This is a genomic window from Thalassotalea sp. PS06 (assembly GCF_007197775.1).
Classification (GTDB): Bacteria; Pseudomonadota; Gammaproteobacteria; order Enterobacterales; family Alteromonadaceae; genus Thalassotalea_A.
In genome coordinates this window covers 3,752,272-3,767,437 of record NZ_CP041638.1, presented here as the reverse complement: position 1 = coordinate 3,767,437, position 15,166 = coordinate 3,752,272, and the positions used below count along the sequence as shown (strand labels likewise).

General features: G+C 44.9%; 11 protein-coding genes. 6 read left to right on the top strand and 5 right to left on the bottom strand.

From position 1 onward, the window contains the following. Nucleotides 1-9: 9 nt before the first annotated feature. A complete protein-coding gene (locus FNC98_RS16610) occupies nucleotides 10-2,883 on the bottom strand; it encodes a TonB-dependent receptor (protein WP_144035367.1) in 2,874 nt (957 codons plus the stop codon). Between the two features lie 417 nt (nucleotides 2,884-3,300). On the opposite strand from FNC98_RS16610, the gene FNC98_RS16605 reads away from it, so the two are divergent. The 6 genes from FNC98_RS16605 (at nucleotide 3,301) to FNC98_RS16580 (ending at nucleotide 10,369) form a co-directional block, all read left to right on the top strand. Next, nucleotides 3,301-4,179 carry a transporter gene (locus tag FNC98_RS16605; protein ID WP_260680394.1) on the top strand — a complete coding sequence of 293 codons (879 nt, stop codon included), beginning with the start codon at nucleotides 3,301-3,303 and terminating at the stop codon, nucleotides 4,177-4,179. Between the two features lie 111 nt (nucleotides 4,180-4,290). Then, nucleotides 4,291-5,463 (top strand): chromate efflux transporter, encoded by a 1,173-nt coding sequence (gene chrA / locus FNC98_RS16600; RefSeq protein ID WP_144035366.1) that lies wholly within the window; start codon nucleotides 4,291-4,293, stop codon nucleotides 5,461-5,463. A gap of 21 nt (nucleotides 5,464-5,484) precedes the next feature. Beyond that, on the top strand, nucleotides 5,485-7,629 hold the full coding sequence (locus tag FNC98_RS16595; protein WP_144035365.1) for a prolyl oligopeptidase family serine peptidase: 2,145 nt from the start codon (nucleotides 5,485-5,487) through the stop codon (nucleotides 7,627-7,629). A gap of 513 nt (nucleotides 7,630-8,142) precedes the next feature. Further along, complete coding sequence (locus FNC98_RS16590) at nucleotides 8,143-8,679, top strand: hypothetical protein (protein ID WP_144035364.1); 537 nt, start codon at nucleotides 8,143-8,145, stop codon at nucleotides 8,677-8,679. 227 nt (nucleotides 8,680-8,906) lie between these two features. After that, nucleotides 8,907-9,542: a DUF642 domain-containing protein gene (locus FNC98_RS16585; protein WP_144035363.1), complete on the top strand. Its 636-nt coding sequence runs from the start codon at nucleotides 8,907-8,909 to the stop codon at nucleotides 9,540-9,542. Nucleotides 9,543-9,730: 188 nt separating this feature from the next. Continuing rightward, a complete protein-coding gene (locus FNC98_RS16580; RefSeq protein ID WP_144035626.1) occupies nucleotides 9,731-10,369 on the top strand; it encodes a DUF642 domain-containing protein in 639 nt (212 codons plus the stop codon). A 113-nt stretch (nucleotides 10,370-10,482) separates the two neighbouring features. Here FNC98_RS16580 and FNC98_RS16575 read toward each other — a convergent pair whose 3' ends face one another. The 4 genes from FNC98_RS16575 to FNC98_RS16560 form a co-directional block, all read right to left on the bottom strand. Beyond that, nucleotides 10,483-12,222 (bottom strand): sodium:solute symporter family protein, encoded by a 1,740-nt coding sequence (locus tag FNC98_RS16575; RefSeq protein ID WP_144035362.1) that lies wholly within the window; start codon nucleotides 12,220-12,222, stop codon nucleotides 10,483-10,485. A gap of 4 nt (nucleotides 12,223-12,226) precedes the next feature. Next, a complete protein-coding gene (locus FNC98_RS16570; RefSeq protein WP_144035361.1) occupies nucleotides 12,227-12,520 on the bottom strand; it encodes a DUF4212 domain-containing protein in 294 nt (97 codons plus the stop codon). Between the two features lie 198 nt (nucleotides 12,521-12,718). Continuing rightward, nucleotides 12,719-14,491, bottom strand: a complete 1,773-nt coding sequence (locus FNC98_RS16565) for a flotillin family protein (protein ID WP_144035360.1) — start codon at nucleotides 14,489-14,491, stop codon at nucleotides 12,719-12,721. 22 nt (nucleotides 14,492-14,513) lie between these two features. Further along, nucleotides 14,514-15,155, bottom strand: a complete 642-nt coding sequence (locus tag FNC98_RS16560; RefSeq protein WP_260680393.1) for a YqiJ family protein — start codon at nucleotides 15,153-15,155, stop codon at nucleotides 14,514-14,516. Between the last annotated feature and the right edge of the window lie 11 nt (nucleotides 15,156-15,166).

The following is a 15,166-nucleotide window of genomic DNA, read 5'->3' as shown; positions in this document are numbered from 1 at the left end:
AGCCTGTGGCTAGAACGAGTAAGTAACACCTAAGTAAAATTGGCGACCGAAATACTGGGTCGTACCGGAAAACTGCTTACTACCGAAGTAACTTTGAGTAGGCTCGTCGGTCAGGTTATTAACCTGGAATAACGCTCCAAATTTCTCGGTAATGTTGTAAGAAGCTTGATAGTCAATAACCACTTCGTCATCGAAGTTAGCGATTTGCTGGTTAACACCCCATTGCTCAGATACGAACTCGTCACGATAACGAACACTCACACGTGTTTCGAAATCCTGGTATTCCCAGAATAACGTTGACGTTAATAAGTTCTCTGAAAGTCCAGGCAGTGATTGTTCTACAGAACCACCTGCGAGATCCGTAACTAGCTCAACATCACTCTTAGTGTGTGAGTAGCTCAGGCTAAGGCCTAAACCAGACCATAGTTCCGGCAGGAATGAGAATACCTGGGTGTAGGAAATCTCAAGACCTTTGATGTTACCGCCTTCTTCGTTATTGATAGCCGTGCTGTAGATACCTACCGGGTCTACTTCACTAACCACACCGGTGGTTTCGTTTTCGATAGTTTCCGGTACGTAGAAGCCTGCTTCTCTAAAGTCAAAGTTGCTGACCGTCAGGTTTTGAATGAAGGATTCAATGTCTTTGTAGAACAACGCAACCGCAACAGCACCATCGGTTTCGGTGAAGTAGTATTCGTATGAAAGGTCATACTGAGTAGCGTAAAACGGCTTCAGGAAAGGACTGTTGTTACTTGAACCTGATACTTTACCGTCATCGGCAACCGTAGCACTACGATCAGCAGCCAGGCGATTGATTGGTGGACGAGACATTACTTTCGCCGCAGCAAAACGCAATTGCGAATCGTCAGTCAAACGAGCGTTTAAGTTAATCGATGGCAGGTAGTCGGTATATTCAAGACCGATTACTTTTGGTGCGTAGTTAGAGTTAACCAGGCCAACTTCATCCATTACGTTCTGGGCACCAGCAGCTAATACGCCGCCTACATTATCCAGAGCCGTAGCACTTTGATCGGTATCGACCATACGAATACCGACATTACCGCTAATTGGAGTATCGAACAGCTCAAAGTCAAGGTTTGCCATGACATAAGCAGAGAAGATTTTTTCATAAACTTCACCACTTTGCAGTACTGACCAGGAGGTAGAATTGTTGATTACGCCATCTTCATCCGCCCCCCAGGTTTGTACTGGTTGTGGAATATCGTTACCGAACCAGGCATTTAGCGCTTTGTCTAAATCAATCGCCAGGTAGCTCGGGAAATAACCAAACTCACCCTCCCAATCAACCACTTCAACCATATCTTCGGTTAAACGTAGCGGTGGCTCGCTGCTTGAGAAGTTATTGTCAGCACCGTATTCGTATACTGAGCGATCACTGCTGTAATCACGATCTGAATAACGAACACCAAATTCAACAGACGAGATGAATTCGTTGTCTAAGGCGTAGTTAAAATCAAGGCGATAGGCTTTTAATTCATCGGTATTCTCATATGGGTAAATACCGTATTTACTGACCATAACGCGATCAATGTCAGTGAATGCATCTTCCTGACTAAAACCTACATCCGGTAGGTTAAGGCCGTTAAGCATATAAGAAATTGATACGTTCTGATCAAGAACCGGGTTGGCAACGGTGGCATCTTCAGCAACTAAAGACCAAAGCAGACCGTTACGGAATTCGCTTTCGGCACTTGAGTAGCTGATATCCATGCTGGCGTTTAACTGATCAGTAATTTGCCAGTCCAGGTTCAGACCATAACTTTGAACTTCATCGAAATCCTGGTTGTCATCATTGACTAGCTCAACACGAGTATTGTTACCTTTACTCTTACGGTTGATTGTACCGCCAATCATCGAGTTATCGACGATAACCGGGTTAGAAATAGCAGCGGTTTCTCCGTCGAACTTAACACGGAAGCCGCGGGCAAAGGATTCGCTGTCAAATTGCGAAACAAAGGCATCAGCGCGAACGATAAAGGTATCATTCGGTGCCCATTCGATAGCACCAACATAACCGTTACGGGTCTCTTCACCACCTAAGTGCTGAAGCTCAAAACCTTCACTGATGTATTCATTTTCAGGAGCGTCAGCCGGACCATCCATATCATTTGGCAGAAAATCCAGGTCTTTATCAGCGTTATAAGCAAAACCGATAAACTGAGTCGCAACACCTGGTTGGTAAAGACGCGCATAACCAAGAGAGACACCTAAGGTTTCTTCTAAAAATTGTCCTTGGTAAGAGAAGCTGAAGCGATGGCCAAATTCTTCGGCATCGGCAACTTCTGAAGCACGGTCGTTATACATACCACGAAGGTTAACATTGAACGTATGCTGTTCTTCGTTTGCTAGTGGACTTGCGGTTTTTAACTCAACGGTACCGGCAACACCACCTTCGATAAGCGAGGCTTTCGAAGATTTATAAACGGCAGCAGAAGAAATGAGTTCTGAAGGGTACTGATCGTATTCGATGGAACGACTACCAGAGGTAGATACCTGCTCGCGACCATTTAATGTGGATGATACGAATCCACCACCCAGACCACGAATGTTAATCTCTGCTGCCTGACCACCAGTACGCACGGCAGCAATACCCGGTAGTCGGGTTAAGGCATCGGCCATGGAAACATCAGGAAGACCGCCGAGGTCATCGGCTGAGATTTGCTCGGATACCGTATCGGCCCAGCGCTTTTGGTTAATGGATTTGATTAACGAGCTTTTAAAACCCGTAACCTCAATCACTTCAATGTCATCTTCATTTGACTCCTGGCTGGCGTTCTCAGCTTCCTGCGCATAGGTTTGCGCAGAAAAAGCCAGAGCACCACTTGCCATCAATGCAAGAGTGACTTTGCTTAAATTAAACATATTGTTTTCCCCAGATGTTCAATCCCTGAACCATCAATTTATTAATCAGCTGCCGTGCTAATGTTTTTTATTGTTTGTTTTATCCCAGGTTAGAGAATGGGACAGCTTTATCATAAAAATTGACAGCCTTAAGAACTATCCAATGCATACGTATTCATAAGTGCAGAGCAATCATCGTATTTTCTAGTAAGTGTTTCGTAACATTCTGAACTCATGGTGTTTTTTTTAGCTATCGTCGGAACAAGTCAATAAATTCAATGGGCTGCATCCAGTGTATAGCGATTATTCAATGCATTCGATTACAAGCTTGTGGTTATGACTTGATGTTATGAATACGTATGCATAAAAGAGCCTGAATACCATAGGTAGCATTGTTAACTTTGTCTCGCCTTGCTTGTTATCCGATAGAGCTGAACTATGATTGTAATGTTCGGCAACACCCTGTTTAATCAGGAAATGCCATTTCATCCTGGAGTAGTTATCATGTTCAAAAACGCCCCGTTAGTGACTCTTGGTGTAAGCGCCTCGCTTCTCGCATATTCCTCAGGTGCTCTGGCCAGCCCGGAAAATGAAGAATTGGCGAAGAAGTTATCGAATCCGGTAGCCTCATTAATAAGCGTTCCTTTTCAATTTAACTACGACCACAATATTGGCGGCCGCGATGACGGCGACCGTTACCTGGTTAATATTCAGCCGGTGATACCGATTAGTTTGAATGACGACTGGAATGTCATATCCAGAACTATTCTTCCGGTTATTTCTCAGGATGATATATTCCCCGGAGCTGGCAGTCAGTTTGGCATTGGCGATGTGGTACAAAGCTTTTTCTTCTCCCCGGTTCAACCAACCAAAAGCGGCTGGATATTAGGGGCAGGTCCGGTATTGCTATTACCGACAGGCTCCGATGATTTACTCACGGCTGATAAATGGGGCGCGGGACCAACTGCTGTCGCCCTACGTCAAGATGGACAATGGACGTATGGTGGTCTGTTCAATCATATCTGGAGCTTTGCTGGCGAAGATGACAGACCTGATGTGAACACAACATTTATGCAGCCATTCTTATCTTATACAACCAAAACTGCGATGTCTTATACGATCAATTCTGAGACCACTTACAACTGGGAAACAGAGGATTGGGCAGTGCCCGTAAACTTTATGGTAAGCCAAGTTGCTAAAATAGGTGACCAAACCGTTAGTATTGGTGGCGGACTCCGTTATCACATTGCCAGTTCTAATGGTGGTCCGGAAGGTTGGGGGGCGAGGTTAATCTTCACGCTGATTTTTCCTAAATAAAGCTAAAGCGAATTGTTCTAACGTATTTTTGCAACAGTTTAACGATAAGTGTCTATATATTTCTCGCTGAGTGGTTTACTCTGATGTTCTGTTAGTAATATTCACTTCGCTATGCAAGTTCTTGAAATCTTTGCGCGCTTTTTACTTTTGGGTTGTTATTCCTTTGGTGGGCCGGTGGCTCATATTGGTTACTTTCGTTATGCCTTCGTGGAAAAATTACAATGGGTTGATGATAAACATTATGCCCAACTGATTTCTCTGACCCAGTTTTTACCTGGTCCCGGCTCCAGTCAGATTGGATTTGCTATTGGCTTAGAACGTGCCGGATTGCTCGGTGGTCTGGCGGCATTTGTTGGTTTTACCCTACCCTCATTTATTCTCCTTTATGTGCTCTCTTCGGCTGCTTCTCAGTTTGAACAAAGCGCTTTATTTCAGGGCATTACCCATGGTCTTAAGCTTTTCGCCGTCGTTGTTGTCAGCGACGCGGTTTTGGGCATGTATAACAATTTTTGCAAACAGCGATTTCATGTGGGAATTGCCGTTGTTTGTGCGGCGGTTTTACTCACCATTCCGGGGCTGGGAATTCAGCTTCTGGTACTTATTGGCGCTGCGTTGATAGGTTGGCTTTATCGCGGCAAAATCAAAACAACCCATTCCACTGATGTTAAATCCGCAAACGGCAAAGGCGCGATTATCAAATGGCCATTGATTGGGTTTGTGGTATTGTTTATTGGCTTACCGTTAATGGCATCTTTTTCCGCCGCCTGGCAAACCTTCTCAGCTTTTTATCAATCCGGTGCGCTGGTGTTTGGTGGTGGACATGTGGTACTGCCATTATTGCAACAAACCCTCGAGGGTTTAATCAGTAACGATCAATTCTTAACCGGATATGCCGCTGCACAGGGCGTACCTGGGCCAATGTTCTCAGTGGCCGCCTACCTTGGCGTGCAAATTAACCCAGAACAGGGATTTTTATTTGCATTATTGGCAACGATAGCGATATTTTTACCGGGATTTTTATTAGTGATAGCGCTTAAAGATGCTTGGTTTGGCCTGGCAAGCAAGCCCGGCGTTAGCGCTTGTGTCGATGCCATCAATGCCGCTGTGGTTGGATTGCTGATCGCAGCACTTTACCAGCCTGTGTTTGTCAGTGCGGTACTAAATGGTCTGGATATGGCGATTGTCATTATCGGTCTGTTTTTACTGAAGAAAATGAAGTGGCCAGTTATTTATCTGGTCGCTCTGTTTATTGTTCTGGGCGCAGCGCTAAGCGTCCTACATTAAAACCTTAAAAAGAAGGGAAACATGAAAAACTTAAGTCTTATAGCAAGTGCACTGCTTTTGGTAGCTTGTGGTAGCGAACCGGAGAATACCGTGCAAAAGGAAACCGTTGAGGCGGCGACCGCCATTACTTATCCAGATACACGTAAAGATGACGTTGTTGATGAGTATTTTGGCACCAAAGTGGCAGACCCATATCGTTGGTTGGAAGATGATCGTAGCGAAGAAACCGCTGCCTGGGTTAAAGCGGAAAATGAGGTGACATTCGATTACCTGGATAATATCCCTTATCGCGATACCTTGAAAAAACGTCTGACCGAACTTTGGAATTATGAGAAGTATTCAGCACCGTTTAAAGAAGGTGAATATACCTATTTCTATAAAAATGACGGTTTGCAAAACCAATATGTGGTTTATCGACAAAAAGGCGATGGGGAAGCGGAAGTCTTCCTTGACCCGAATAAATTCAGCGAAGATGGCACCACCTCATTAGCGCAATTGAGCTTCTCGAAAGATGGCAGCATTGCCGCTTATGCCATTTCTGAAGGTGGTAGCGACTGGCGTAAGATTATTATTATCGACGCTGAAACCAAACAACAATTAGAGCCAGCTCTGGAAAACATCAAGTTCTCAGGCATTTCCTGGAAAGGTAAGGAAGGCTTCTTTTATTCCAGCTATGACAAACCTGAAGGTAGTGAGCTTAGTGCGAAAACGGATCAGCACAAGCTCTATTATCACCAAATCGGTACTGCTCAGGCTGACGACAAAGTCATTTTCGGTGCGACCGATGAGCAAAAACGTCGTTATGTTGGTGCTCAGGTTTCGGAAGATGATCGCTTCTTATTAATTTCTGGTGCGCAGTCAACATCGGGTAACGATTTGCATTTGCTAGACCTGACCAAAGACGATGCTCAGTTGCAAACCATTATGGCTGATCAGGGTGCTGATACTTATATGCTAGATAGTAAAGACGATACCTTGTATCTGGTCACTAACCTGGAAGCACCAAACCAGAAAGTTGTCGCCATGGATGTGAATAATCCAGAACCTGCAAACTGGAAACCCGTGATTGCTGAATCTGAAAACGTGCTTAAGGCTTCTGCTGGCGGTGGTTATCTGTATGCACACTACATGGTAGATGCAACCACTAAACTGATGCAGTTTGATCGTCAAGGTAAGAAACTTCGTGATATTCAGCTACCAGATGTCGGTACAGCTTCAGGCTTGAGCGGTAAGCCAGAAGATACGGTTTTATATTACAGCTTCACTAACTATAAAACCCCTGGCACGATTTACTCGTTTGATGTGAACAGCGGTGCATCTGACGTTTATTTTGCGTCAGGCGCTAAGTTCAACAGCGATGATTTTGTCTCTAAACAGGTTTTCTACACCTCAAAAGACGGTACTAAGGTACCTATGATCATCACCCACAAAAAAGGCGTTGAGTTAAACGGTAAAAACCCAACCATCCTATACGGTTATGGCGGTTTCAATATCAGCCTGACACCTTCTTTCAGCGTTGCTAACGGCGTTTGGATGGAGCAAGGCGGTGTTTATGCAGTAGCTAACTTACGTGGCGGTGGCGAATACGGTAAAGACTGGCACAAGGCCGGTACGCAGCAGCAAAAACAAAATGTTTTTGATGACTTTATTGCAGCTGCAGAGTACCTGATTGATAGCAAGTACACGTCGAGTGATCACTTGGCTATACGTGGTGGTTCCAACGGTGGTTTGCTGGTTGGTGCGGTTATGTTGCAACGTCCTGAGTTATTTAAAGTAGCCCTACCTGCGGTAGGTGTTCTCGACATGCTACGTTATCACAAGTTCACATCAGGTGCTGGTTGGGCGTACGATTACGGTACGTCAGATCAAAGCAAAGAAATGTTTGAATATCTGTATGGCTATTCGCCATTACATAACGTTAAAGAAGGCGTTGAGTACCCGGCTACCTTGATTACCACAGGTGATCATGATGACCGTGTAGTACCGGCTCACTCCTTTAAGTTTGCGGCGGAGCTTCAGGCTAAGCAGGCGGGTGACAACCCGGTATTGATTCGCATTGAAACCAATGCAGGCCATGGCGCGGGTACGCCAGTGTCGAAATCCATTGAACAATATGCCGATATTTTTGGTTTCACGCTTTATAACATGGACGTAAAAGCACTTTAATATCTTTCTGATAAGGGGAGGAGAGGAATTATTTTCCTTTCCTCCCTTTTTTTATTTTCCCTTTCTAAATCTTTCTCTAAGCTCTCTAGCCCTTGTTTAGTAAGGGTCTGAATCAAATAGATTTTTCATTAAAGCCTGGGTTTTTATGAAAAGTGTAAAAAAAACCAACATTTTTCTGTCGTTTTTCATTCTTTATCTATACTTAGGATTATAAAAAGTCTCTCAGGCTGTTTATGTTGTTGTCGTTGCCTTGAGGGAGCTCCGTGGAGCAAGGAAATAACAGGATAACAACTAATGACTTTTACCCCGGCAAATAACCTATCTAAAGGGCCCCCGTTTCAGACAATGGGTGTCTTGTTTTTCGTTGATTCAATGCAATTGCCCACACAAATATCGAGCTGCTGATTCCTGGCGCTACCAAATAAATAAATCTAAATACAGATTAAATGCACTGCAGTTCAGGTGTAGAGGATTTTTTGCGCAATTTTTTCGCGCGTAACAAGGACAGAAGTTATGGGAAAGTTTGCATCGCTGCTTTTGCTACTGTTTTCATCGACAGTAACTGCCATGGACTTTGAAGTAAAACTCGGGGGTTGGTCAGATCATCTTAAAAAGAATGACACGGAAGCTATCATCCAAGAGTTTATTGACCCGGATTTCGAGTACAACGAAAATCATAAGGGTTATGGGGTTAAATGGTACTTTTATGAGCCTGCACCAAAGTGGCAGGTTAATATCGAGCTTTGGAAAATGAAAGATTCCCACGAGATGGATTACAATTCTATCGGTATTGGCGTAACCCGGGACTTCCCATTGGAAGACTCTTTTTTGGACAAAATTTCGCTATCGATGCCAATCACCTATGTGGATCGCTCTGATATTCTTTATTCCGATACCAGCGCCGAATTCATCCGTAAAGATTTTATCCACTTTATGCCCTATTTAAGCTTTTACAAAAAAGGCTTTCACCTCGATTTCACTGTATTACCCCACGATACCAACACGGGTTTCTCTATTACTGCCTTTGCCAGGGTAGGATATCGCTTTTAAAGTGTCAGTTTATTTTACAAATACTGACAATCGCCATTTCCGTAAAACCATAAGCAAATTAAAAATCAACGGGTTACGACAATTGGAATATGCCTTGCATAGATATCCGTTTAGTTAATTCACATCAATAGCTGTAACACTGGGCTAGTTGAGCAGAGGTGCTCATCTGGCTGTCCTGTAGTTAATATTTGGCTGCGCGGTTAAAGCAATTTATTAAGGTATGTTGTATGAAAGTTAAGCAATGGCTATTACCTGCCCTGTTAATACTGTGTACTCCTTTTGCGAATGCAAATCTGTTGGTTAATGGCGACTTTGAAGACCCAGTTGTTGAAGAAGGTCGCTGGCAATGGTTTTCTGGTGAAGACGTTGATGGTTGGGATGGCGCCAGTATTGAGATCTGGCACATGGCTAACGGTACGATGGCATTTAGCGGTTTTCAGCATGCAGAGCTCAATGCTGCGGGCCCAGTAAACGGAGCCTGGACCATAGAGCAGACGTTTATGTCTGATGTCGGTTCATTCTATGAAGTTGGCTTTGCCTATAGCGCTCGTTTCGATGACGAAGCGTTTTTATTTGAAGTGCTTGCCGGCGACGACGTACTGTTTTCGCAGACGTTTGACGATCACGAATTCGGTACCTGGAGTGAGTTTTCCACGGTCTTTGAGGCTACCGGTACAGAGGCTACGGTTCGGTTTACCTCGGTGAATCCGGAAACGGGATTCTCTGGTAACTTCCTTGATGGCGTTTACGCTGTCGAAAGCGATGATCCATCACAGCAAATTCCGGAACCAAGCTCTATTTTAATATTTGCCATTTCATTGATTTTATTAGTTGGTGGAAGATCTTGGTTACGAAAATCTTAGGTGTCAAAAAGTCTTACAATCTGTTTGAAATATTTATTCTAAATTGAGTGAAGTCCTTTAAGAAGGTGCGTTTGGCGTTGATGGCAGGGTAATTGCTTGACCAACACCCGGTCGGTTAGCTGCTGGTAATATAACTAACCGACCTTTAGGAGCCGAAAGGCATTTAATAACAACTAAAAGGACATATTATGAAACACTTCACTCGGATTCTGGTAAGTATCTCTCTGTTAGTCTTTTCATTTGCCGCTAAAGCGGAACTTATTATCAATGGTGGGTTTGAAAAGCCAGAACTTGCGGAAAACTCATGGTCTTTCTTTCCTGAAGGAACGCCGGACTTAGGATGGCAGGGCAGTAATGTTGAAATTTGGCATAAATTAGGAGGTGTTCAGCCTAATAGTGGCAATCAACATGCAGAGCTTAATGCCCATCCCAATGCTGGCAGTTGGATGATTTATCAGACATTTAGCACTATTGCTGACGACAACTATGTATTGTCATTTGCCTACAGTGCGCGGGTTAATAACAATGAAGCTTTCAAGGTAGAAGTACTCGATGGCGATCATAACTCTGCTACGGTTTTAGCTTCTTTTGAAGTTAGTGGTACCGTTGGACAATGGGCAATCGACGGCGGTGTCTTTGCCGCTCTTGGGTCGACCACCACATTGAAAATATCGTCTATTAACCCTCTTGGCGGAACATTTGGCAACTTCATTGATGATGTTTCTGTAAAAAGCGAGAATGGCGGTCCATCAGAGGTGCCAGAGCCTTCTACGTTGGCTATTTTGGCGCTTTCATTGTTAGGGTTTAGCAGATTAAAACGTAATTAACTTGTCGAATTAAGGTTGCCATAGGGCAACCTTAACCTCTCTCATTAAACCTGAACATTCTGTAATAAGTCGCTGAATTTTTAATTCAACACAAAACCTTTACTTAAAAACGCTTAATGTTTGAATGTTGCTAACGAAGTACTGCCCGGCTGGCGCATATTCTCTACCATGCGTTGCGCCTGCTCGGGGGCTTTATCGCCCAGAGCTGTCACTAAAAATGCCACACCGAAGTTAACTAAAGCGCCAATGGCACCAAAGGCATTCGGTGATATGCCGAAGAACCAGTTTTCAGGCATAGCCCCCAGGAAGCTGGTGCCTGGAATAAACATTACGCCCTTGTGCTGAAATACGTATAACAGGGTGACACCGATACCGGCGCACATTCCGGCCACCGCCGCTTTGCCGGATATTGTCTTTGAAAATATTCCCATCATTAATGCCGGAAAAATAGATGAAGCCGCTAGGCCAAATGCCAGTGCTACCGTACCGGCGGCAAATCCAGGGGGATTTAGCCCCAGGTATCCTGCCAGTAATATCGACAGGGTCATGGTAATTCGCCCCGCCAGTAATTCCCGCTTTTCCGATAAGTTAGTGAAAAACAGGCCTTTCATTAGATCGTGGGAAACGGATGAGGATATGGCGAGCAGTAATCCTGCCGCTGTCGACAGTGCTGCCGCCAGCCCGCCTGCGGCTACCAAGGCAATTACCCAGTTTGGCAGGTTAGCGATTGCCGGGTTGGCAAGCACCATGATATCGCGATCCACTTTTACCAATTCGTTGATGTTCTCATCGGCATGGTACTGAATTTTGCCATCACCGTTCTTATCTTCAAATTGCAATAAACCGGTGGTTTCCCAGTCCTTAAACCATTGTGGGCGCTGTTCATATTCAATGTGCTGCCCTGGTTCTGGTTCAATAGTATTGGACAGATTTAATCGCGCCATGCCACCAACGGCTGGCGCTACGGTATAAAGTAAAGCGATAAAGACCAGAGCATAACCAGCACTGGAGCGCGCTGCTTTAACGCTTGGTACGGTGAAAAAGCGCATGATAACGTGTGGCAAACCAGCCGTACCTATCATTAGCGATAAGGTGTAGGCGAACATATCGAGGCGGTTTTCCATATTCGCCGTCGTATATTGATCAAATCCGAGATCGGTAACCACCTGATCCAACTTATCTAGCAAATAAGTACCGCTGCCATCGGCCAGTGTTGAACCCAGGCCTAGCTGCGGGATTGGATTACCGGTTAATTGCAGGGAAATAAAGATAGCAGGTACGGTGTAAGCGAATATCAATACGCAGTATTGGGCAATTTGCGTATAGGTAATGCCTTTCATACCGCCAAGTACCGCATAGAACCAAACCACCACCATGCCAATACCTAGCCCGAGACCGTAATCCACTTCCAGGAAACGGGAGAAGGCAACACCAACACCTTTCATCTGGCCAATGATATAGGTGAGTGACGCGATAATCAGGCAGATAACCGCAACAATACGCGCGGTACGTGACATAAACCGGTCGGCGATAAATTCAGGAACGGTAAACTTACCGTGTTTGCGCATGTATGGGGCGAGCAAGGTTGCCAGTAACACATAACCGCCGGTCCAGCCCATTAAAAACACCGAGCCACCATAGCCTAAAAAGGCAATTAATCCCGCCATCGAGATAAAAGAGGCGGCGCTCATCCAATCGGCGGCGATGGCCATACCGTTTTGCACCGGACCAATGTGACCGCTGGCAACATAAAAGTCGCTGGTGGATGCAGCGCGCGCCCACCAGGCGATCGCAAAATATAACGCAAAAGAGCCGAAAACGGCGATGTAGGTGTATAACTTCAACTCATCCATGGGCTCAGTCCTTAATGCCGAATTTCTTATCCAGCTTGTTCATCTGCCGGGTGTAATAAAAAATCAGAATCACAAAGGTATAAATAGAGCCTTGCTGGGCAAACCAGAAGCCGAGTTTGTAACCGCCGAGGCGAATTTCGTTCAGGGGTTCGACCAATAAGATGCCGCAGCCAAATGATACAAAAAACCAGATTGCCAGGCAGATTGCGATAAGTTTAAGATTTTCTCGCCAGTATTGTTCGCTGGTGAGAGTTTCAACAGGGTTTTCATCATGTTGTTGCTCAACAGACTGATTCATAGGTGCTTATTGTTGTTATTACATGCCTTCTTTTATGGCATGTTTTGGCGAAAAAATCACCTTTTTGTACTATCCACAGTAGATTTAATTAACGTTAGTCGAAACAAAAATATTAGGGTAGCGAAAACAGCTTGAGAGGGCTCGATGTATCAAAAAAAAACGGGCGTTAGCCCGTTTTGTTGGTGGTGTGGGTTTGAGCTATTCGCTGGCGCCGTTCAGATTCTGCTCAGCATTGTCTGCTGCTGGCGGAGTGGCGATTGGCCCTGGTTTAGTTACCGTAATCGCATCCTGAACCAGTGGGTGTTCGCCGGTAAGCAAGTCGCTTAAGCTACCATTTTCTTTATCTACGATACCTAACTCGCGCATCATGCTATCAACTAATGGCGCGTTTGCACGGTAGTTCAATGCGGCATTGGTGATTTGCTCGGAAAGACCGGCACTTTTTGCAGAACCTTCAGTGCCGGATGCAACTGTGTTGCCCTGGCCATAACCTTGTAAAATCTTAATGCCTTCGATGTTCTCAAGCGGCTTAACAGCGCTGGCAACAATAGAAGGAAGCGCTTGCAGGATCGCTAATGACTTTTGCAATTCAACCTGCTCGTCACGCAAGGTGTTTTCTGCTTCATAAAGCGCTTTCTTACCTTCCGCTTCTACCGCATACACTTTCTCATCCGCTTCCGCTTTAAGCTTCTTGGCATCCGCGTCGGCGCGAGCTTGGGTCAAAATTGCTTCGGCTTTATCTTCAGCGGCACGTTTATCGGCTTCTGCTTGAACCGTGATACCTACCGCTTCACGTTCGGCTTCTTTCTTAGCGTCGATAACTTCGATTTCTTTATGACGATTGGCGACGGCAATCTGCTTAGCTGTTATTACCGCTTCTTCTTTTTCTACTTTGGCTTTTTCAGCTTCTGCCGCTTTCGCTCGAGCTGCAGATTCTTCTTCCGATTTTTGCGCAACGGCAATCTGTTTTTCCTGCATCGAAACTTCTACGTCACGCTCTTGCTGAATGCGCGCCTGCTCAAGGGCTTTGCGCTTCTCGATTTCCTGGGCTTCGATATTCTTGGCTTTTTCAATCTCAGCAGCTTCAACGGCACGTTGTTTAGCAATTTCCGCTTCACGCTCTTCACGCTCTTTAACTTCGCGTTGCTTAACGATTTCCGCCTGTTGTTCAACACGCTTAAACTCAATCGCCTGCTGTTGAATTAACTGTGCTTCCTGTTGCTCTTTTTGAATATCAAGAGACTGCTTTTCCGCTTCCAGGTTACGCTGTTCGATAAGAATACGGTTTTCCTGTTCGATATCATTGGTTTCTTTACGTTTTTCTTCGATGATTTTCGCTAATCGTGCACGACCTTCGGCATCGAACGCGTTGTTTTCATTGAAGAACTGAAGGTCAGTCTGGTCAAAGCCGGTTAATGATACAGATTCCAGCTCAAGACCATTTTTTTCAAGGTCGGTCATTACGTTTTGCTGTACTTTTTGTACAAATTCACTGCGCTGCTCGTGCATTTCCGTCATAGTCATTTCCGCAGCAACGGCGCGTAAAACATCAACAAACTTTGATTCCATCAGCTTCTTTAGCTCTTCAACACGCATAGTACGGGTACCGAGGGTCTGGGCTGCCATGGAAATACCTTCAGTATTTGGCGCAACACGCAGATAGAAGTCAGCTTTTACATCTACACGCATACGATCTTTGGTGATCAGTGCGTCTTTTTGAGTCTTTTCAACTTCAATTCGAAGGGTGTTCATGTTTACTGGGATGGTTTCATGAACAACAGGCAGAACAATAGCCCCACCATCTTTAACGACACGTTCGCCGCCCATACCGGTGCGCACAAAAGCGATTTCTTTGGTAGCACGAATATAAAGCTTGGCAATGATTAAACCGATGGTCATCATCGAAATTAATGCTACACCAGCGATGATTAATATCATGGTGAAGTTATCACCTGTAGTAAACTGATCCATTTAGTTTCCTTTACTTTTTCTTTTAAGGGTTGAAAGGCGCAGCTATCCAGCTACTGTTGGTTTTCTCAATTAGCACAACCTTGGTGCCCTGGGGGAACTCTTCGTTGTCACTATCCGGCTCCACCATCACATAGTGTTTCTGATTATACTCATCAACCAGTGAGGCCTCGGCAGCATTGCCTTTACTGGCTTTACCCAAAGTTATGGTTGCTACTTTTCCTGAAAATTCATTGACAGAAACTGCCGATGTTTCGTTCTTAGGAACGATTTTAGCAATGGCACCGCCCATGGTGTGGGTGATGATTAACGCGGAAAACAGCGCTACAGGTTTGGCCAGCCAATAAAGAATTTCGATATTGAATGCGCTTAAAACAAAAGAGTTATAAAGCAGGCCTGTTATCCCAAAACTGGTTAACATTAAAATTAGCCAAACCAGTAAAGGCAGACGATCTAAGCATAACCAGCCAAGAACCGCGGTTAAGCCACCGGTACTGACATCAGCATCAACGTCGGCATCGATATCAAAGCCGGTAAGATCGTCGAGAAGAGTCATGACACTGGAACCAATAACCAGAGCAACCCCCTCTAATAGGGCCAACCCCAGAACTATGGTCAGGGCAACGGAGAACGCAAAATTGACGTCGTTGAGTAAAAAATCCAACAAACCAGATTCCT

Bases quoted from the DNA above. Each gene is read 5' to 3' on its own strand.
- FNC98_RS16570 (WP_144035361.1), bottom strand. From the start codon at position 12,520: ATGAATCAGTCTGTTGAGCAACAACATGATGAAAACCCTGTTGAAACT.
- FNC98_RS16590 (WP_144035364.1), top strand. From the start codon at position 8,143: ATGGGAAAGTTTGCATCGCTGCTTTTGCTACTGTTTTCATCGACAGTA.
- FNC98_RS16610 (WP_144035367.1), bottom strand. From the start codon at position 2,883: ATGTTTAATTTAAGCAAAGTCACTCTTGCATTGATGGCAAGTGGTGCT.
- chrA (WP_144035366.1), top strand. From the start codon at position 4,291: ATGCAAGTTCTTGAAATCTTTGCGCGCTTTTTACTTTTGGGTTGTTAT.
- FNC98_RS16585 (WP_144035363.1), top strand. From the start codon at position 8,907: ATGAAAGTTAAGCAATGGCTATTACCTGCCCTGTTAATACTGTGTACT.
- FNC98_RS16575 (WP_144035362.1), bottom strand. From the start codon at position 12,222: ATGGATGAGTTGAAGTTATACACCTACATCGCCGTTTTCGGCTCTTTT.
- FNC98_RS16565 (WP_144035360.1), bottom strand. From the start codon at position 14,491: ATGGATCAGTTTACTACAGGTGATAACTTCACCATGATATTAATCATC.
- FNC98_RS16595 (WP_144035365.1), top strand. From the start codon at position 5,485: ATGAAAAACTTAAGTCTTATAGCAAGTGCACTGCTTTTGGTAGCTTGT.
- FNC98_RS16580 (WP_144035626.1), top strand. From the start codon at position 9,731: ATGAAACACTTCACTCGGATTCTGGTAAGTATCTCTCTGTTAGTCTTT.
- FNC98_RS16605 (WP_260680394.1), top strand. From the start codon at position 3,301: ATGATTGTAATGTTCGGCAACACCCTGTTTAATCAGGAAATGCCATTT.